The sequence below is a fragment of the Rhodococcus sp. P-2 genome, from assembly GCF_016598535.1.
GTDB lineage: Bacteria > Actinomycetota > Actinomycetes > Mycobacteriales > Mycobacteriaceae > Rhodococcus_F > Rhodococcus_F baikonurensis.
Genome location: NZ_CP066779.1, coordinates 3441621 through 3460613, shown reverse-complemented (window position 1 = coordinate 3460613; position 18993 = coordinate 3441621). Strand labels below are relative to the sequence as shown.

The following is an 18993-nucleotide window of genomic DNA, read 5'->3' as shown; positions in this document are numbered from 1 at the left end:
GGAGATTTGATTCGTGAGTTCCCCCAGCAACAACAACCCGGGCGGCAACAACCCGGGTGGCCGTCCCGTCGGTCCCAACCGTCCCGCCGGACCTCCTCAGGGTCGTCCGCCGCAGGGACGTCCCATGGGTCCACCACCGCAGGGACGCCCTCCGATGGGTCCGCCCCCTCAGGGGCGTCCGCCGCAAGGTCGTCCGATGGGCCCCCCGCCTCAGGGTCGTCCCCCGCAAGCCCGACCTTCGGGGCCGCCCCCTCAGGGCCGCCCCGCCGGTCCCCCGCCGCAGGGTCGTCCGCCGCAAGGCCGACCTGCCGGCCCGCCGCCTTCAGATCGAGCCGCAGGCGCTCAGGCAAACGAACCGACCCAGCGCGTCGCGGCAGCAGCAGCGACCTCCCGAACCAATGCGGGCACCCGCCCGCCGGTCGGTCCTCCGCCGACGAAGCCGCCGACAGGTGGCTCCGGTGGCGGTGGCAACGACGGACAACCCCCGAAGGGAAGAAAGAGCACCGTGAAGAAGAAGTCCAAGTGGCGCACAGTTCGCCGCTCGGCCTACGTCTTGGTGGCGCTCGGTCTTGTTCTGCCCGTCCTTGCCTTCATGGCCGCGTACATCGTGCAGGACGTCCCCAAGCCTGGTGACCAAAAGACCAATCAGGTGGCGACGGTCTTCGCCGCCGACGGAAGCACCGTGATCGCTACCGTCGTCCCGCCGGACGAAGGTAACCGCGTCGAGGTCTCACTCGATCAGGTGCCGATGCACGTTCGTAACGCCGTTCTGGCCGCGGAGGACCGCGATTTCTACTCGAACCCGGGCTTCTCGATCTCCGGTTTCGCGCGCGCAGCCCGAGACAACGTCCTCGGCCGCGACAGCGCCGGTGGTGGCTCGACCATCACGCAGCAATACGTGAAGACGGCGCTCGTCGGCTCGGAGCGTTCGCTGACGCGAAAGATGAAGGAACTCGTTCTCTCTTCGAAGATGGCCAACGAGTGGTCCAAGGACGACATTCTTGCCGCATACCTGAACACCATCTACTTCGGTCGTGGTGCGTACGGTATCGAAGCTGCTTCCAAGGCGTACTTCGGTAAGCCCGTCGACCAGCTGTCCATCGAAGAAGGCGCCGTCCTGGCGTCGTCGATTCAGCTTCCGTCGCTCCTCGATCCCGAGACCAACCCGACCGGTGCCAAGTCCCGTTGGGATTACGTGCTCGACGGCATGGTGTCCGCCGGCACGCTGGATCAGGCCGCGCGCACGCCGATGCAGTACCCCGCCTACGTCCCGCTCGCTCAGGTCGACAACAGCAGTCAAGGTTCGACCGGACCCGAAGGACTGATCAAGCGTCAGGTGCTCAAGGAGATCGGCGACGCCGGAATCAGCGAGCAGTTGCTCAACACCGAGGGCTTGCAGATCACCACGACCATCGACCCGCAGGCTCAGGCCGCAGCAGTCGAGGCCGCGCGTTCCAACATGGAAGGTGAACCGGAGAACCTGCGCACCGCAGTTGTCTCGGTCGATCCGAAGACTGGGGCCGTCAAGGCGTACTACGGCGGTGAAGACGGCGCGGGATACGACTTCGCGAATGCCGGACTTCAGACCGGTTCCTCGTTCAAGGTGTTCGGCCTCGCGGCTGCCCTGGATCAGGGAATCCCGCTCTCGCAGATGTACGACAGCTCGCCGCTGACCGTCAACGGCATCTCCATCGGCAACGTCGAAGGTGAAAGCTGCGGCACCTGCACCATCGCCGAAGCGCTCAAGCGTTCGCTGAACACCAGCTTCTACCGTCAGATGCTCAGCCTCGACGGCAACGGCCCGCAGGAAATCGCGGACATCGCTCACAAGGCAGGCATCCCGAAGGACATCCCGGGCGTCGGCCCGTCGCTCACCGAGGCTGACGGTTCCGGCCCCAACAACGGCATCGTGCTCGGCCAGTACCAGGCCCGCGTGCTCGACATGGCGTCGTCGTACGCGACGCTCGCCGCATCCGGCACGTATCACGCACCGCACTTCGTGCAGAAGGTCGTTGCCGCCGACGGCACCGTGCTGCTGGACCGTGGCGCACCCGCGGGTGAGGATCGCATCGACGCTGCCGTGGCGGACAACGTGACGGCCGCGATGCAGCCGATCGCGGCGTATTCGCGCGGTCACAACCTGGCCGGCGGACGTCTGTCGGCGTCGAAGACGGGTACCGCGCAGCTCGGTGACACCGGAGCCAACAAGGACGCGTGGATGGTCGGCTACACGCCGTCACTCTCGACTGCGGTCTGGGTCGGAACTCCCGACGGTGAGGCGATCACCAACTCGGGCGGCGCGATGATCTACGGCTCGGGTCTGCCTTCGGACATCTGGAAGGACACGATGGACGGCGCCCTCGAGGGCACCGACAACGAGAAGTTCCCGACGCCCGGCAAGATCAACGGTCAAGCCGGTGGTGTTCCGGAGTACACGGCACCTGCACCGCCCAAGACGTCGGCTCCGCCGACCACCACACCGACGACGACGGAAACCACTCCGCCGCCCGTGGTGACGACGACGCAGGTCGAGGTTCTGCCGGGCATCACGATCCCGATTCCTGGCATCTCCCGGCCGACGACAACCTCGCCGCAGGTACCGGGGGCAGGCGAGACCACCGAGGAAGAACCGGCAGGTGTGAGCCCCGGCCAGTAGTTGGAGGGTGGTCGGTTCGAAAGACGGTAACCTCGCGGAGTGGCCGCGAATGCTGATGATGCCGAACCGACCTCCCCCGCTCCGCTGGCCGAAGATCTTCGTTCGGCGGATTGGCGGGACGTTCCCAGTCGCAACGACGCGATGGTGTCTGCGCTGTCGGGAACCGTCGGCGGTCCGGTAGGTCGTCACGCACTGATCGGACGCACTCGCTTCTTCACCCCGATGCGAGTGATTCTTCTGCTCGCCGTGGTGTTCTTGGCTTTCGGCTGGTTCGCGAAGGCCGGTTGTATTCAGCAGGCTCCGGTCGGCGAGAGCGGGCAGGTCGGCCTCGACTGGAGTGGCAGCCGTCAGTACGTGGCGATGTGTTATTCCGACACCGTTCCGCTGTACGGAGCCGAACGCCTCGATCAGGGCGCTTTTCCGTACAAGACGTCGTGGGAAGAAGTACGCGGCGACGGTTCGATCCAGATGCGGTACATGGAGTATCCGGTCATCTCGGGGCTCTATCAGTACGGGGCGATGAAGGTCGCCAAGGCGTGGGATTCGATCACCTGGCTGCCGGGCGCGATCCAGGTGGCGCTCTATTTCAACGTCGTCGCGTTCGGTTTGGCGTTGGCGTGGCTGGTCACCGTGTGGGCGAGCACCCTGCTGGCCGGACGACGGGTGTGGGACGGCGCGCTGATCGCCTGTTCGCCCCTGGTGATCGTGCACGTGTTCACGAACTTCGATCCTCTGGCGACGGCGTTCGCGGCCGGCGGGTTGTTGGCGTGGGCACGCAAGCGGCCCGTGCTCGCGGGAATCTTGCTCGGCCTGGGCGGAGCCGCGAAGCTCTACCCGCTGCTCTTACTCGGACCGCTATTCGTCCTGTGTCTGCGCGCGGGCAAGACGAGGGACTGGCTGGTGACCGCTCTCAGCGCCGTCGCGGCATGGCTTGCGGTGAACCTCCCGATCGCCGCGCTGTACCCCCACGGTTGGTACGAGTTCTTCCGGCTCAACTCCGAACGCGGGGCCGATCCCGATTCCCTCTACAACGTGATCGCGTCGTTCACGTCGTGGAAGGGCCTCGACGGTCCTCTCGCACAGGGTGAGTCGCCGTCGAATCTCAACGCCGTTTCTCTGCTGCTGTTCGTGGCAGTCTGCATCGGTGTCGGTTACGTCGCCCTGACGGCGCAGCGTCGTCCGCGGGTTGCGCAGCTGTGCTTCCTGTTGGTGGCGGGCTTCCTGATCACCAACAAGGTGTGGAGCCCGCAGTATTCGTTGTGGCTGGTGCCGCTGGCCGTGTTGGCCTTGCCGCACCGCCGACTTCTGCTCGCGTGGATGACCATCGACGCCCTGGTCTGGGTTCCTCGAATGATGTACTACCTCGGGGTGTCCAACAAGGGGCTGCCCGAGCAGTGGTTCACCGGCACGGTCGTGATTCGCGACATCGCGGTACTCGTTCTGTGCGCGCTGGTGCTCCGGCAGATCTACCGGCCGTCGGAGGATCTCGTGCGGTACGGGTTCATCGACGATCCCGCGGGCGGTGTTCTCGATCAGGCGCCGGACAAACAACCCTCCTGGCTACCGGGTTGGCTGAAGCCGACCAAGGCGAAGGAACCGGAACCCGTCACGGTCTGAGGTCACCATTCGTCGAGGGTGGTGTACCCGTCCTGGACCGCGCGGGCGAACAACGCCGCCTTCGTGGGAGCCGGCCGCCCGACGTCGCTGTACTTCGTGCGGATCCGAGTGATGTGTGTGTTGACGGTGCAGACGCGGAGGTCGAGTGTCTCGGCGACCTCGGACTTGGAGTCCGAACGAAGCCAGGCAAGAAGTACTTCGATCTCGCGGACGCTCAGCTTCGGCTTGTGCTTGCCGTGCTTGGGGTTGCCGACTCGGGACACGTTTGCCTCGATCTTCGAAGAAATGCCGATTGAAGACATGCGAGTAGCGCCTTTCGACGGAGGGGATGGGCGTCGACTGCCGTATTTGCAGAAGGGCTGCTGACTTCGGGCGCGACTGAGAACGAGTATTTCGATCGAGGCGTCTCAGTGGAACGGGCGCAACTCTCTCGATACAGAGTCCATACAACGGACAAATCCCCTACCTGCTCCGATAGAGTGCGTCGCTATGAACTCGAAGGCGGAAGCCGGTAGGCGCAATCAGGTCGATCCGGGCCAGATCGAGTCGCGTGGACAGTTTGCTGAGGCGCTCACGGCGTTGCGGAAGGCAGCCGGACTGACGGTTCGCGAAGCGGTCGAGCGTTCGGGTGGTTTGCACGGAACCGTCAGCGGATGGTTTGCCGGCCAACACCTGCCGACGCCGGCGAGTACCCCGATGTTTTTCGCGCTCCTCGAGGCGTGCGGCGTCGATTCCGAGGATGAGCGGCAGCGCTGGATCAGTGCGGTGCAACGAGTGAGGCAGTTGACGGCCAGACGACGCGGCGACGCCACCGTTCCGTATCGAGGTCTCGAATCGTTCCGGCAGGAGGACGCCGAGTGGTTCTTCGGTCGAGACGAACTCACTGCCAACTTGGCCGAACGGGTGGCGTCGGCGATACGAGGTGAAGGTCGCCGTCAGTTCATGGTGATCGGCGCTTCCGGATCGGGTAAGTCGTCGTTGCTGCGGGCCGGGCTCGCCCCGAAGATCGCCGGCGACGATCCACGGTTCGACGGCTGGCAGGTGCAAATCCTGCAGCCGGGTACGGGAGGAATTCCGTCGTCGATCGGCGCCGAATCAACCGTCCTGATCCTCGACCAGTTCGAGGAACTGTGGACGCAGTGTGACAGCGATCGACGCGAGGAAATGTTGCAGACTCTCGCGGAACTCGGTGAGAACACCATTGCCGTCATCGGCATGCGTGCCGACTTCTACGGGCTCGCAGCGGAGGAACCGCTTTTGGTGCCGCTGCTCGACGACTCGCCGATGGTGGTCGGGCCGCTGACCGAGGAGCAGTTGCGTGAGGTGATCGTCGAGCCGGCGGTCAAGGCCGGGATGACCGTGCAGAGCGAATTGGTTCAGGTTCTGATCTCCGAGCTGACACCACGCGGTTCGCGCGCGGCGAGCGACCCCGGCGCTTTGCCCTTGCTCTCACACGCGTTGTTGGGGACCTGGCAACGGTCGACGCGTAAGACGCTGACGGTCTCGGATTACTACGCCACCGACGGGATTGCCGGAGCAGTCCAGCAAAGCGCGGAGGAAGTGTACGGCGAGCTCACAGAGAGGCAGCAGCAGTTGGCGCGCAGGATCTTCCTGCGATTGGTCAACGTCGACGAAGTGACGCAGACGCGACGGCGCGCACCGCGCACCGAACTCTTCCTCGGTGACGACGTCGACGACGTGAACACCGTCATCGACCGGTTCGCCTTACGACGCCTTCTCACCGTCGACGAGGAGACCGTCGAGGTTTCGCACGAGGTCTTGCTGTCCGCGTGGAGTCGGCTTCGCGATTGGATCGACTCGGACCGGGCCGGCCTGGCGGTGCATCGCCGGTTCACCTACGCGGCGCAGGTGTGGGAAGACAGTGGACGCGACCCTGGCGCGCTGCTCGGACCCGCGCGTCTTCACCTGACGGAAGAATGGCTGAACTCGGGCGAACTCGGTCTCCCGTTGGAGCCGAGCCAGACCCGCTCCGCCGACCTCAACGCCACCGAACGGGAGTACCTCGCCGCGAGCATCGAGCATCGTGATCAGCAGGAATTCGCCGATCGACGACGTACACGCGTGCTACGACGGCTCGTGACTGCGTTGGCGGCAGCGTCGGTGATCGCTCTTGTGTTGGCGGTGGTTGCCACCGTCGCCGGCATCGGCGCGAATCGTCAACGTGTTCAGGCGGATACCGCGCGCGACGAGGCGATGTCGCGGCAGGTTGCCACCGAGTCGATAAGGATGCGTGAGCGGGATCCGTCGCTGGCGTCGCAGCTCGCTCTGGCGGCATTTGCGGTCAACGAAACGACCGAAGCCCGCTCGGCATTGCTGGATGCATCCGGCGTTCATTCGGCTACCCGCATCATCGGACCGCCCGGCGCGATGAAGGCGCGGATAAACGCAGCCGGAACTGTTGTGGCGGTGGGTGGTTCGGACGGGAAGGTCAGACTGTATCCGATGGTGGACGGTGTGGCCTCAGCTGTTCCGCAGGCGGAGTTCCTCGGAGTCTCGGAGGGCACGGCCCTCTTCGCCGTCGCCTACAGCCCGGACGGACGGTTGCTTGCCACCGGTGGTGCCGGCGGTGCTGCACTGTGGGACGTGTCGGATCCGAGGAACCCGGTGCGTGGAACTCTTCCGGTCGACGGTGAACGAGTCGTGCAGGACATGGAGTTCAGCCCCGACGGAACCAAGCTGGTTGCCGGTACCTCGACGCCCGACGTCCTGCGATGGAACATCGCCAGCTCCACGAATGCCGTTGCCTTGCCTGCTCTTCCGCATCCAGCTGACGGCATCGTCACCGCGACGTTCAGCCCCGACGGACGCTTCCTCGTGGCGGGCGGGCGTCAAGCGACACTGCGCGTGTGGGACGTCGCGAAGTGGGGTGAGGAATCGGCGCCGATCTTCGCGACCGAGCCCAACGGCACCACCGTCCACTATCTCGGCGTCGCCTTCAGCCCGGACGGGCGTGAGCTTGCTGCGGGAACGACTGGCAGGGAGGTGGTTCGGTGGGACATGAGCGACCCGGCGCGCCCCGCTCCCCTGCCTGCACTGACGGGATTCTCCAGTTACGTCAACGAACTCAACTACGGCAAAGACGGAACACGCCTTGCTGCCGGAAGTTCCGACAACTCCGTGCGCGTATGGGACCCACGAACCGGGGCGTTGATCGAAACACTTCCGGACAGTGGGGCGGTGACCACCGTCGACTACAGCGACGACGGCCGCAACCTGATCACCGGAGGCCTGAACGGCGTCACTCGCGTGTGGGCTCTGCCCGGTCCGGTCTGGGCGGGACCTCGGGACACGATCTTCACCGGTCCCTTCGCTGCGGACGGCTCGCGTCTGGTGGCAGGCGTCGGCGCCAGGGGCGGCGCGATGTTGGCGTGGAACACCGAGGATCTCGATCGCCCCGCGATGATGCCGGAGCTGAAACCGCAAGGGGCCGACTCCTTCACCGGAGCATCGGCGGTCTCGGCAGACGGGAATCTGGCTGTGAGCGGCACCGGCGGCGGCGGTGCCTATCTTTGGGACCTGAGTGATCCGGCGTCGCCACGGATCTACAGCGAACCTGCGGTGTACGTGAAGGGCATCGTGGCGGTTGTCGCACTGAATCCCGCCGGAGATCTGCTGGCGGTGTCCTCGCAGGACGACAACAGCATTGCGTTGGTCGACGTTTCCGACCCGTCGGCTCCGAAGTTGCTGTCGTCGACCGATGTCGGCTCTTACCCGCAGATGATGGCCTTTCAACCGGGCGCCGATATCCTCGCGATCGCGAACGCCAAGAACGAAGTGGATCTGTGGGACGTGTCGAACGCAGCGTCGCCCCGCGTGGCAGCGACGGTCGGCGGATTCGAAAGTTACGCACTAGCAGTGTCTTTCAGTGCCGACGGAACCCTGTTGGCCGCCGGAAGTGCGGATCACAGTGTCGCCGTGTGGGACGTTCGCACACCGTCGGCACCCGAGGAGCTCGCTCGTCTTGTCGGCCCCGAGGGCGCAATCTATTCGATCTCGTTCAACCGCGCCGGTGATCGGCTCGCTGCGGGTGTCGGCGACGGAACCGTGTGGCTCTGGGACATCGAGACTCCCTCACGGTCAACACGATTTGCGACGCTGTCCGCCTACCCGGGCCGCGTCAACGATGCGCAGTTCGCCGGCGAGAGTGACATGATCGCGGGCAGCGGGTCGGACAAGACGGTTCGCTTGTGGGGAATCGACCCCGACAGCGTCGTTGATCGATTGTGCCGCACCGCAGGATCTCCCATCACGGAAGCCGAGTGGGAGCGTTACCTGCCCGGTGTTCCCTACCAGGATCCGTGCGCCGGCTGACGCAGGTCAGTTCATCCAGAACTCGAGCGCCGCTTCCCGACCCAGCTCGCCTCCGCTGCCGGTGATGACCAGTCCGGCGGAGGTGAGCTTGTATGTCACGTCCTTGTTGGTGACGGTGAATCCGTTGCCGGTGGGGGTTGGATCGTCGAGTTCGATGGTGGCGCCGTCGCTCAGCCGCTGACCCTTGTAGTAGTAACGGCCGACGCCGGTTTCGCAGATCACGATTCGTGATCCGGTCGTGACGGCGATGGCGACGGCAGGATTGGTCGAGTTGCAACTGGGGCCGCCGGAGACGAAGCCCTGACGGTCGGTGCCCGAGACGGTCGGCGCCGGACCGATCGAGGTTGTGACGCGTGGGGGTGTCGTCGTTCTCGGCGCTGTGGTGGGTGCGCTCGGCGCCCGAGTCGTGGTCGTGGAGTACGAGTACGGCGTCGTGTAGGTGAAACTCCGCGAACTCGCTTCATCGGCGGCGTTGCCGAAAGCGGCCGCGAGCAGCCCGAAGAACGCGATCCACACGATCACGGCCAGGATGCCCAGTGCGGTGAAGATGTAGCCGATGATCAGACCGGCAAGGGCGAGTCCGTCGCCTTCCTCTCCCGTCCGTTTGATCTGTCCGCGTGCGATGTGCCCGAAGACGATCCCCAACGGCGCGATGAGGAACGCGAAGACGAGAGCGAGTACCGCGAGTGTGTTGGTCGGCCGCCTGCCGTACGGATCGGGCTGCCCGTACGGAGCCGGTTGCCAATTCTGATTGCCCTGGTACCCGTACCCACCCTGATCGCTCATGAGGTGAATCTTGGCATGGACTTCGCCGAAGAGTGCAGGTGATGGCTAGTTTCGGGTACGTGTCTCCAGCTGAGGCGCGATGGCCGGCCAATCGTCGTCGGTCATCGCGAACAGCGCTGTTGTCCGCCAACTGCCGTCGGCGCGGCGTCGGTGCTTGCGCAGCAGGCCCTCGAACTGAGCGCCGAGCTTTGCGATCGCTGCCCTGGACTGTTCGTTGAACTCGTCCGTGTGCCACTCGACGCGTACGGCTTCGAGCTGGTCGAAGGCGTGACGAAGCAGGAGCAGTTTCGATTCGGGATTGATCCCGGTTCCCTGAACCGATCGCGACAACCACGTGTATCCGATTGCAAGACTGCGGTTTACCGGGTCGATCTGGTACATCGACGTGGTGCCGACCACGGCGTTCGTCGCGATGTTCACCTGCGCGAAGGCGATCCGATTGGGGTCGTCGGTGGCTGCAGCGATGTACTTCCGTGCCTGGTCCCGGTCGGTGATGGGCGACGCGGTCCAACGAAAGATGGCCGGGTCGTCGGCAGCCGCGAGCAGAGCGTCGGTGTGCGCGACGCCCAGAGGTTCGAGTCGGACACGATCACCGGTCAGCGTCGGTGATTCGAACCATGAGGCAGTCATCAGGCGTGCTCCCGTGAGTGTGTCGGAAGGTTGTTGTCGGAGTTGGCAATCTGATCGGTCCCGCCGGCAAGCGGATACCGCAGCGGGACTCGTAGGAACAGGACGAAGAACACGGCGAGCAGGATGACGTGGCCCCACACGCTCGCCTGGACGACGGCTTCGTACTTGCTCGGATCGAGATTCATGTCCAGTTGGTAGAAGTACCGGAAGATGCCGATGCCCAACGCCGCGTCGACGATCAGATAGGCGACGATCCAGAACCACCGGATCTTGAACAGGACGAGGAAGGGCAGGATCCACAGCGTGTACTGCGGTGAATTGACCTTGTGCAGCAACACGAATCCGCACAGCATCGCGGCACTGACCGCAATCCACGGAAAGTAGCCGTCGCGGACGTAGCGTCGCCAACCCAGATACATCGCGAGCGCGAACGACGCCAGGATCATCACCGGAGACAGAATGCTCACCAGTGCGTCGTAGTCGGCGTTGAGTTCGCGAACCCCGAAACCGTAGAACGGGCGCAGCCCCCAGAACCACAGTGAGTTGGTGGTGATGTCGGCGCTTCGCTTCTCCTGGAAGCTGAACGACGCGCGCCAGCCTTCGTACGAGATGAGGGCGAACGGGAGGTTGACGAGGACGACGGTGACGATCGCCGCTCCCGCCGTCATCAGCGCTCCACGAACGTCGTAACGCTTGCCTTCGGTGCCGCGTAGGAGCACGTAGGCCATGAGCGGCAGGACGAACATTCCCGGGTACAGCTTCAAACAGAAACCGATCGCCAGGATGACGGCCGCCAGAACCGCGCGAGTTCGCAGTGGGATCCGCTCGAACGTCATCAGGAAGATCGCGCCGACGCTGGTGGCCACCACCGGGAGCTCCCAGTTGTGGAATGCGTACAGAACCAGGGGCGGAGTCGCCGACCACACGAGCGCGTACGCGCCGCTCATCTTGCCGAGCATCCACGCCGTGAGCAGTCCGAAAGGAGCCAGGATCAGTGCCGAGTGCAGAAGGAAATCAGTGTCGGTGTGTGAGCCGATACCGCCCAGCCACATCAGAATTCCGCTGAGCACCGGGTATTCGACGGTTCCGCCGGTCAGGAATCCTTCGGGCGTCATGCCGCCGGTGACGAAGGGGAACAGATGCTGATCGATGCCTCGTCCGAGCCAGAGCAGTTGAATGTCGGAGTAGCAGACGTCGATGTTCTTGTTGACGTCGAAGTTCAGGCTTCGGCCGTCGGGCGCGAACGGTGCACCGCCGCATCTGGCCTTGTTGAAATAGCCCAGCGCCATCGTCAGCCCGCACAATCCGACGACCAACGCCAGGATCGACGCCGGGGTCTTGCGGTCTGTTCGCATGATTCTCACCCTAGGGGGCGCAGTGCCTCGCGGGGTGACACGTCTGCGCCACGCGTCGCGTATCGACCTGGCGGTCTTCGCGGATGGGCGGGACGATTTCCCTGGTCAAGGCCCCTCGTGTAACCTACGAGGGTTGCTGACGCAACGACCCTCCTGCCACGGATAGTCCGTGGCCGTTTTCACTTAGTCCACAGGAGGTGATGAGGTCTTATGCGTCATTACGAATTGATGGTCATCCTTGACCCCAGCCTGGACGAGCGCACTGTCGCTCCTTCACTGGATACGTTCCTCAATGTTGTGCGCCAGCACGGCGGCACGATCGACAAGGTCGATGTCTGGGGTAAGCGTCGTCTCGCCTACGAGATCCTGAAGCATGCTGAAGGTATCTACGCGGTGATCGACATCAACGCCACTCCCGCCACCGTCGCTGAGCTCGATCGTCAGCTCGGTCTGAACGAGTCGGTTCTGCGCACGAAGGTTCTGCGCCACAACAAGTAATTACTGTCGGTAGCGAGCTCTACTCTCGCGCCCAACGGTCTTACATCAATGCAGGAGGAACCACATGGCTGGCGACACCATCATCACCGTCATCGGAAACCTGACGGCTGATCCTGAACTTCGTTTCACCCCGGCGGGTGCCGCGGTTGCAAACTTCACGGTTGCTTCCACGCCCCGCACCTTCGACCGTAATTCCAATGAATGGAAAGACGGCGATGCACTGTTCATGCGTTGCAACATCTGGCGCGAAGCAGCCGAGAACGTCGCGGAGAGCTTGACCCGAGGTTCACGAGTAATCGTGAGCGGCCGGCTCAAGCAGCGTTCGTACGAAACTCGCGAGGGCGAAAAGCGAACTGTCGTCGAGCTCGAAGTCGATGAAATCGGTCCTTCACTGAAGTACGCCACGGCAAAGGTCAACAAGGCCAACCGTGGTGGCGGCGGTGGAGGCGGCAACTTCGGCGGTTCCTCCGGCGGATCGGGTGGCGGACGTCCGAGCGCTGCACCTTCGGGTGGAGACGATCCTTGGGGCAGTGCGCCTCAGGCTTCGGGCTCCTTCGGTGGTGCGGGCAGCGACGAACCGCCCTTCTGATCCGTACCTGATCAGGAACATCCAGAAAAGAGCAAAGACATGCCGAAGCCGCCCTTGCGCGACAAGGTTATGAAGAAGAAGGTCTGCACCTTCTGCAAAGAGAAGAACACGCAGATCAACTACAAGGACACGACGTTGCTTCGTAAGTACGTCAGCGATCGCGGAAAGATCCGTGCTCGCCGTGTCACCGGCAATTGCGTCCAGCACCAGCGCGACGTTGCCATTGCCGTCAAGAACTCACGTGAGGTAGCACTGCTGCCTTACGCCACCGTGGCTCGCTAAGGAAAGGGAGGAAAGAACATGAAGCTCATCCTCACCGCTGACGTGGACAACCTCGGTGCGCCTGGCGACACCGTGGAGGTCAAGGACGGCTACGGCCGTAACTACCTGCTCCCCCGCGGACTGGCAATCGTCGCCACCCGTGGCGCCGAGAAGCAGGTCGAGGGCATCCGTCGTGCACAGGAAGCGCGCGCTGTGCGCGGCCTGGATCACGCCAAGGAGCTCAAGGCAGCTATCGAGGGCCTCGAGTCCGTAACACTGACGGTCAAGACCGCCGGTGGCTCGGGCAAGCTCTTCGGTTCGGTTACCGTCGCTGACGTCGCTGCTGCGATCAAGGCTGCCGGTGGACCGGTTGTCGACAAGCGCTCCATCGTGTTGCCGAAGGCTCACATCAAGAACACGGGCAAGCACGCCGTGGTCGTGAACCTGCACCCCGATGTGGTTGCCAAGTTCAACCTGAACGTCGTCGGCGCATAGTCGACTGTTCGTCTCGTCGGGCCCCGCACACTTCGGTGTGTGGGGCCCGACGTTTTGTTCGGGGTGCGGTGTGCCGACTGTCAGCGTCCCGAATCGGACCTGGGGATAACTCTCACACTGTGATGTTCGCCTTCGGTGATCAGTGATGAATCGGGCGAGGCAACACGCCCGACACGCCGACGCGCCGACTGTGGAAAAACTATTTTCATCAACAGGCCTGTGAAATTGTGGATAGCCATCTACCTGGCCTTTTGTAGTGACTACGCAAAGTAGTCCCCAAATGCTCCACAGGCGGTGCACACCGTGGGGCGGGAGTTTCCACAAAGCATCCACAGGTTTATCCACAGTCCGGTTTGTATGCGGACCTACTAGTCCCTAACGTCATCTCGGCGTCTATCTACAGACCGGCCGTCAGCGGCTAGGGGATGTCGGTGGGGGCAGGTACAAATGATGAGGGCGCTGCGGTTTCTGGCAGTGTCGTCGAGTGTTTTACGGGAAGGTCTCGCTTGTGGCTGTTGTAGATGATCGAGGACCTTCCGACTTCTCGGGGCCGGATTACCCAGGCCCTCCCGAGGCCGAGCCCGACCAGGAGTTCGGACGCCAGCCACCACAGGACATGACTGCCGAGCAGTCGGTGCTCGGCGGCATGCTGCTGAGCAAGGACGCCATCGCCGACGTCCTCGAGGTACTGCGTCCGGGTGACTTCTACCGGCCCGCCCACCAGTCCGTCTACGACGTGATCCTGGACCTCTACAGCCGCGGCGAGCCCGCCGACCCGGTGACGGTCTCCGCCGAGCTCGACCGTCGCGGTGAGCTCCGCCGTATCGGTGGTGCTGCCTATCTGGTGACGCTGACCCAGACAGTGCCCACAGCGGCCAACGCCGCCTTCTATGCCGAGATCGTGGCGGAGAAGTCCGTGCTGCGTCGTCTCGTCGATGCCGGTACGCGCATCGTCCAGTACGGCTACGCCGGCACCGAGGGTCAGGACGTGGCCGAGGTTGTCGACCGCGCGCAGGCCGAGATCTTCGAGGTCACCGAGCGTCGGACCACCGAAGACTTCGTACCCCTCACCGAGCTCCTCCAGCCCACGATGGACGAGATCGACTCCATCGCCAGCCGCGGCGGAATCTCCCTCGGTGTGCCCACCGGATTCAAGGATCTCGACGAGATCACCAACGGCCTTCACGCTGGTCAGATGATTATCGTCGCGGCCCGTCCTGGTGTGGGCAAGGCGCTTGCCCTCGATACTCCCCTCGCGACGCCCAGTGGCTGGACCACGATGGGCGACGTTTCTGTCGGCGATCTGTTGATCGACAACCACGGCAAGCCGACGCGGGTTGTTGCCGCTACCGATGTGATGGTCGACCGCCCTTGCTACGAGGTCGAGTTTTCCGACGGAACTGTGTTGGTTGCCGACGAGCAGCATCAGTGGTTGACGGAGACGCGCGCTTCGCGCCGTTCGGCGCAGCAGGCGGCGACGGGTTACAACCGCTACAAGAATCAAAAGACGTTTGCCGAGGTTCGAACCACAGCGGAGATCGCATCGACGGTGCGCTGTGCAACGGCGGATGGTCGCGTTAATCATTCGGTCGTGAATGCCAAGCCGCTCGACCTTCCGACGCAGGATCTCCTTGTCCCGCCGTACACACTCGGCGCTTGGCTGGGTGACGGTTCTACCGCTTGCGCACAATTCACAACTGCTGATCCCGAGATCATCATGTTGATCGAGGCCGAAGGCCTGGTTGCAGTTCCGTCCAAGTCGGCGCATTTGCGCTACAGCCTTAAACTAGCTCCGGAAGATCCCGTCGCTCCGCGCGATTGCGTTGTGTGCGGCAAGAGTTTCGTGCCGTTCACCAGTCAGGTGCGCACGTGCGGCCAATCATGTGGCGGTAAAGCCCGCTTCTTGTCGGATCCCGTTCCCGCGCCGACTTGTTCACACTGTGGCGGGCCTTCTATCGGGCTGCGACTTTGCCAGAAGTGCCGCAACGAGTACGGCACGGTACAAGGACGCCTACGTACGGTCGGTGTTCTGGGCAACAAGCACATCCCTGTCCAGTATCTCCGCGGGTCCGAGGCGCAGCGTCGTGCGGTTCTTGCCGGACTTCTCGATACTGATGGAACGGTGACTGCCGGAGGTTCCGTTCAGTTTTCGGTAACCAACGAGCGCCTAGTCCGCGACGCCCAGGAATTGGTAGTCAGTCTGGGCTACCGCTGCCACATGAGCACAAAACGAGTCAACGGTCGCACCGAGGCTTCGTCGACTGCATTCACCTTGACCTTCTCGACTGATGACGAAGTGTTCGGTCTTACGCGGAAAGCGATGTTGCACAAGGAGCGTCGAGCGAGTAAGAGCACTGCGCGCAGCGGATCGCGCTACATTGTCGACGTTCGGCCAATTGCGAGTGTTCCGGTTCGCTGCGTCGAGGTCGACAATGCCGACCACATGTACCTGGCCGGTCATTCGATGGTCCCGACGCACAACTCCACGCTCGGAATGGATTTTTTGCGTTCCTGCTCCATCACGCATGGCATGGCCAGCGTCATGTTCTCGTTGGAAATGAGCAAAACCGAGATCGTCATGCGTCTGCTGTCCGCAGAGGCAAAGATCAAGCTCGGTGACATGCGTTCCGGCAAGATGACCGATGACGACTGGACCAAGCTTGCGCGTCGTATGAGTGAGATCAGTGAGGCGCCGCTCTTCATCGACGACTCCCCCAACCTCACGATGATGGAGATTCGCGCAAAAGCACGGCGGCTCAAGCAGAAACATGACATTCGCCTGATCGTGATCGACTACCTCCAGCTGATGAGCTCGGGTAAAAAGGTCGAGTCCCGTCAGCAGGAAGTCTCCGAATTCTCCCGTAGCCTAAAGCTTTTGGCGAAGGAGCTCGAAGTTCCGGTTGTCGCGATCTGTCAGCTCAACCGTGGTCCTGAGCAGCGAACCGACAAGCGTCCGCAGGTCGCCGACCTTCGTGAGTCCGGATCGCTCGAGCAGGACGCCGACATGGTGATTCTGCTGTACCGCCCCGACGCGACCGAGCGAGACGATCCCCGTGGCGGTGAAGCCGACCTGATTCTGGGTAAGCACCGTAACGGCCCGACCGCGACAATCACTGTGGCGCACCAGCTTCACCTGTCCAAGTTTGTGGACATGGCCCGGGGATAGTGGCTGCCGCCATCGCCTGAAGGTGGGACGGATTTCAGATCTTGTGAGATCCTGCTACAAGCACCAATTCGATTCCACTAGTGCAAACTTCGGTTTGTCTACAGGTGGGGTAGTGCTGCGGTGAGGAAGACGGCGCCGAAGGCGATTCCGGCAATGCCGGTGAGGATCCCGACCACGCCGGCGGTGTTGTCGCCCAGATCGCGTCCGGGGGTGTCGGGTCGGCGCGCTGCCAGGGCGATTCCGATGGCGGCGGCACCGAGGAGGATGCTGAGGCCGAACATCCAGAACGTCAGGATCGAGAGGGCACCGAGCATCAACGCCATGTCGCTGTATTCGTCGCTGGTGATCGGGCGGTGGTGATCCCACCAATTGGGCGAGGTGTGCGGACGGGATTCGGTGTTGCCTGTGTTGTTGGATTGCTCGTGCGGGGGGAAGGTTGATGCAGTCATGACGGCTAAAGGGTTCTCGTGCTGATTCTTTCGTGTGGTGGATGGGCCGATCGGCCATACGGGTGCAGAGAGGACCGAACGGCGGTGGGGATCGAAAGGGCGGTGGGGTGAGTCCCGAGCACGCATCGCGTGTCTTCGGAACTCACCCCACCGTGGAACGCTTGTCCGGGCCAGTAGGATCAGACTTCGACCTGGACCTGTGTTGTCGCTTCGATGGTTTCGGTACGTGAGGGCGGTCCGGAGGAGACCTCGATCCGCCGCGGTTTCGCCTTCTCCGCGATCGGCAAGGTCACCGTCAATACGCCGTTGTCGTATGAGGCGACGATCTGTTCGGCGTCGATGTCGTCGCTGATGGACAGTTGCCGTCTGTATGTTCCAGCGAAACGCTCACTCGCCAGCCAGCTCACACCCTCTTCGGAAAGAGCGGTGCGATGCGCGGTCAACGTCAGAGTCGAGCCGTCGATGTGAACGTCCACCGAGCCTGGATCGACGCCGGGAAGATCGGCGTGCAGGACGTACTGGTCTTCGACCTTGTAGAGGTCCATCGGCATGAACCGTGGACTGCGTCCGTTGCCGGTTCCCGCGGCGAGGACGGACTTGGTGATCGCGTCGATGTCGGTGAAAGGATCGAAACGAAGCACAGCAACACACCTCCCATGTCGTGAAACGAAAGGTCACCACCACTGTGGCGGTTGACCGAACTCACTGTGCGAGAGCATGATAACCACACGAATTAGCGCTCTGCAACCGAGAGTGCCAGAAGCTTTGGGGAAGTGTTTCGGCCCCTGAAGATCGCTGCTTTGCCTGGTCCCGACAAAAGCGGCCGCCTTCGGCCTCGATTCGAAGCGGGCGGCGCGGTACGGCACTTCGTCAGTAGCGGCGGTGCGGTAATGGAGCCGCCGGCTCTGTCGCCTTCGATGCCAAGAAGTGGTCACGCTAGCTGCGCAGTAGCCGCGGTGCCTGGAAAGGTGGCCCGTGCCTGGTATTTGGTTTGCAGACGTCTGTTCCGAATGCTTTCGCAAAATAGGTCTTTTCCCGATGTTTGCGGGTGGATCGGGCATCGAACATCGCGGGTGCTCGTTCGTCGGAGTCGCTGCGAACGATGTCGGTGTTCGTGCACACACCGAACCGGCTGTAAGGGAGAACACTTCAGCCACCGTCAAAGCTTGCTCATCACAATGGAACTGGGACTTTCGACCCTGTCGTCTAAAAGCAGTGCGCAATAACCTTCGTCGGGTCGGGGGCACCCGTTCCGTTCGAGGGGGCAAACATTCGGGCGGGTGTTCGTCAAGGCAAGGCCATATCACCCTCACTGGTCTCCTTGCCGGGCCTTGAGCTGTGCGCGCCCAGAAGTGCTCAGGGCCCGCCCGATGCGGGGATCGAGAAAGTGAGGACGAAAGGTTCTCAGATGAGCCGAAGGAGTGATCGGCGATCGACAAGTTCTGCTCGCCGCCTGGCCACGCGGACTACCGGTGTCAGAGGTTCGGCGTGTAAGCCGAACTCGCTCACGGCAGAAGATCTGAGGGCTGTAATCGAGTCCCTCACTGGAGTTCTCGCTGCTCGAGAATCGAGCGCGGAAACCGCACCTCTCGCCGGAAATCCTCCGTTGTCGACGCCAACTGACAGGCAGTTCTGAATCGCACCGGTATTTTCGCAGCCGCACAGCATATTCGAACTCGGACGCGCTGTCAGCCGGGACGGGTGGTAATCACAGAAGGAGGTGGAAGATGTCGAAGGCGACTGTCCATTGGGCTGTGCCGGGGTTCTTGCGGTCCGGTTCGACCGTGGCGAAAGTTTGCGCCAGCGCTACGCTCAACCCTCCTGCGATCAGCGGCAGTCGTTGCTCTGTCTCCTCGGAGAGGGCCACGTCCAAGGGCGGGCGGGCCGTGAGCTGATCGAGCAGCGGTTGAAGTTCGATCTCCTCGTCGAGTTTTTCGAACCGGTGGATGCTCTCCTGTAATCCCTTGGTGATCGGCAGGTCCCACGGTTCGATCACGTCGCGCAAGTTTGCTTTCGCGGAGGCTTTCCCGATCAGGATCACGTCGTAGATCTTGTCGTCGATGAAATCGGTATAGCGCTTGAGATCGTTCCGGTCGACCTGCAGTCCGGCCGCTGCCCTGAAGAACCGCTGGAATTTCACGGTGCCCATTACTGGCATG

15 protein-coding genes are annotated in these 18993 nt (G+C 63.0%); 8 read left to right on the top strand and 7 right to left on the bottom strand.

Annotated features, from left to right (window positions below; genetic code table 11):
* The first annotated feature begins 505 nt into the window (after positions 1 to 505).
* A complete protein-coding gene (locus I7X09_RS16500; protein WP_200317879.1) occupies positions 506 to 2656 on the top strand; it encodes a transglycosylase domain-containing protein in 2151 nt (716 codons plus the stop codon).
* A 39-nt stretch (positions 2657 to 2695) separates the two neighbouring features.
* Entirely contained in the window at positions 2696 to 4273 is a 1578-nt protein-coding gene (locus I7X09_RS16495; protein ID WP_200313027.1) for a glycosyltransferase family 87 protein, read from the top strand.
* 2 nt (positions 4274 to 4275) lie between these two features.
* Here the strand turns inward: I7X09_RS16495 and I7X09_RS16490 are convergent, their stop codons facing one another.
* The gene (locus I7X09_RS16490) at positions 4276 to 4575 is read right to left on the bottom strand and encodes a helix-turn-helix transcriptional regulator (protein ID WP_047888681.1); all 300 of its coding nucleotides are present in this window, start codon (positions 4573 to 4575) and stop codon (positions 4276 to 4278) included.
* Between the two features lie 187 nt (positions 4576 to 4762).
* Between I7X09_RS16490 and I7X09_RS16485 the strand changes: the two genes are divergently transcribed.
* The gene (locus tag I7X09_RS16485) at positions 4763 to 8605 is read left to right on the top strand and encodes an nSTAND1 domain-containing NTPase (RefSeq protein ID WP_200313026.1); all 3843 of its coding nucleotides are present in this window, start codon (positions 4763 to 4765) and stop codon (positions 8603 to 8605) included.
* 6 nt (positions 8606 to 8611) lie between these two features.
* On the opposite strand, the gene I7X09_RS16480 is transcribed toward I7X09_RS16485, so the two are convergent.
* Genes I7X09_RS16480 through I7X09_RS16470 form a run of 3 tightly spaced genes read right to left on the bottom strand, consistent with a single transcriptional unit; the run spans position 8612 to position 11376 of the window.
* Positions 8612 to 9391: a DUF4190 domain-containing protein gene (locus tag I7X09_RS16480; protein WP_124567269.1), complete on the bottom strand. Its 780-nt coding sequence runs from the start codon at positions 9389 to 9391 to the stop codon at positions 8612 to 8614.
* Positions 9392 to 9436: 45 nt separating this feature from the next.
* Complete coding sequence (locus tag I7X09_RS16475; RefSeq protein WP_166810023.1) at positions 9437 to 10021, bottom strand: GNAT family N-acetyltransferase; 585 nt, start codon at positions 10019 to 10021, stop codon at positions 9437 to 9439.
* On the bottom strand, positions 10021 to 11376 hold the full coding sequence (locus tag I7X09_RS16470) for a glycosyltransferase family 87 protein (RefSeq protein ID WP_200313025.1): 1356 nt from the start codon (positions 11374 to 11376) through the stop codon (positions 10021 to 10023). Before I7X09_RS16470 ends, I7X09_RS16475 begins: the two co-directional genes overlap by 1 nt.
* A gap of 210 nt (positions 11377 to 11586) precedes the next feature.
* Here I7X09_RS16470 and rpsF point away from each other — a divergent pair, with 210 nt between their 5' ends.
* From rpsF to dnaB, 5 genes are all read left to right on the top strand, one after another.
* A complete protein-coding gene (gene rpsF, locus I7X09_RS16465) occupies positions 11587 to 11874 on the top strand; it encodes a 30S ribosomal protein S6 (RefSeq protein ID WP_003941237.1) in 288 nt (95 codons plus the stop codon).
* 64 nt (positions 11875 to 11938) lie between these two features.
* Complete coding sequence (locus I7X09_RS16460) at positions 11939 to 12463, top strand: single-stranded DNA-binding protein (RefSeq protein ID WP_003941248.1); 525 nt, start codon at positions 11939 to 11941, stop codon at positions 12461 to 12463.
* Positions 12464 to 12502: 39 nt separating this feature from the next.
* On the top strand, positions 12503 to 12745 hold the full coding sequence (gene rpsR / locus I7X09_RS16455) for a 30S ribosomal protein S18 (protein WP_003941245.1): 243 nt from the start codon (positions 12503 to 12505) through the stop codon (positions 12743 to 12745).
* 18 nt (positions 12746 to 12763) lie between these two features.
* Complete coding sequence (gene rplI, locus I7X09_RS16450; protein WP_007735531.1) at positions 12764 to 13219, top strand: 50S ribosomal protein L9; 456 nt, start codon at positions 12764 to 12766, stop codon at positions 13217 to 13219.
* Between the two features lie 508 nt (positions 13220 to 13727).
* Positions 13728 to 16385 carry a replicative DNA helicase gene (gene dnaB / locus I7X09_RS16445; protein WP_442800574.1) on the top strand — a complete coding sequence of 886 codons (2658 nt, stop codon included), beginning with the start codon at positions 13728 to 13730 and terminating at the stop codon, positions 16383 to 16385.
* Between the two features lie 98 nt (positions 16386 to 16483).
* On the opposite strand, the gene I7X09_RS16440 is transcribed toward dnaB, so the two are convergent.
* The 3 genes from I7X09_RS16440 to I7X09_RS16430 form a co-directional block, all read right to left on the bottom strand.
* Positions 16484 to 16834, bottom strand: a complete 351-nt coding sequence (locus I7X09_RS16440; protein ID WP_095971677.1) for a hypothetical protein — start codon at positions 16832 to 16834, stop codon at positions 16484 to 16486.
* A gap of 179 nt (positions 16835 to 17013) precedes the next feature.
* A complete protein-coding gene (locus tag I7X09_RS16435) occupies positions 17014 to 17475 on the bottom strand; it encodes an Hsp20/alpha crystallin family protein (RefSeq protein WP_095971678.1) in 462 nt (153 codons plus the stop codon).
* A gap of 1067 nt (positions 17476 to 18542) precedes the next feature.
* Positions 18543 to 18983 (bottom strand): DUF1931 family protein, encoded by a 441-nt coding sequence (locus tag I7X09_RS16430; protein WP_024487875.1) that lies wholly within the window; start codon positions 18981 to 18983, stop codon positions 18543 to 18545.
* Positions 18984 to 18993: the final 10 nt, after the last annotated feature.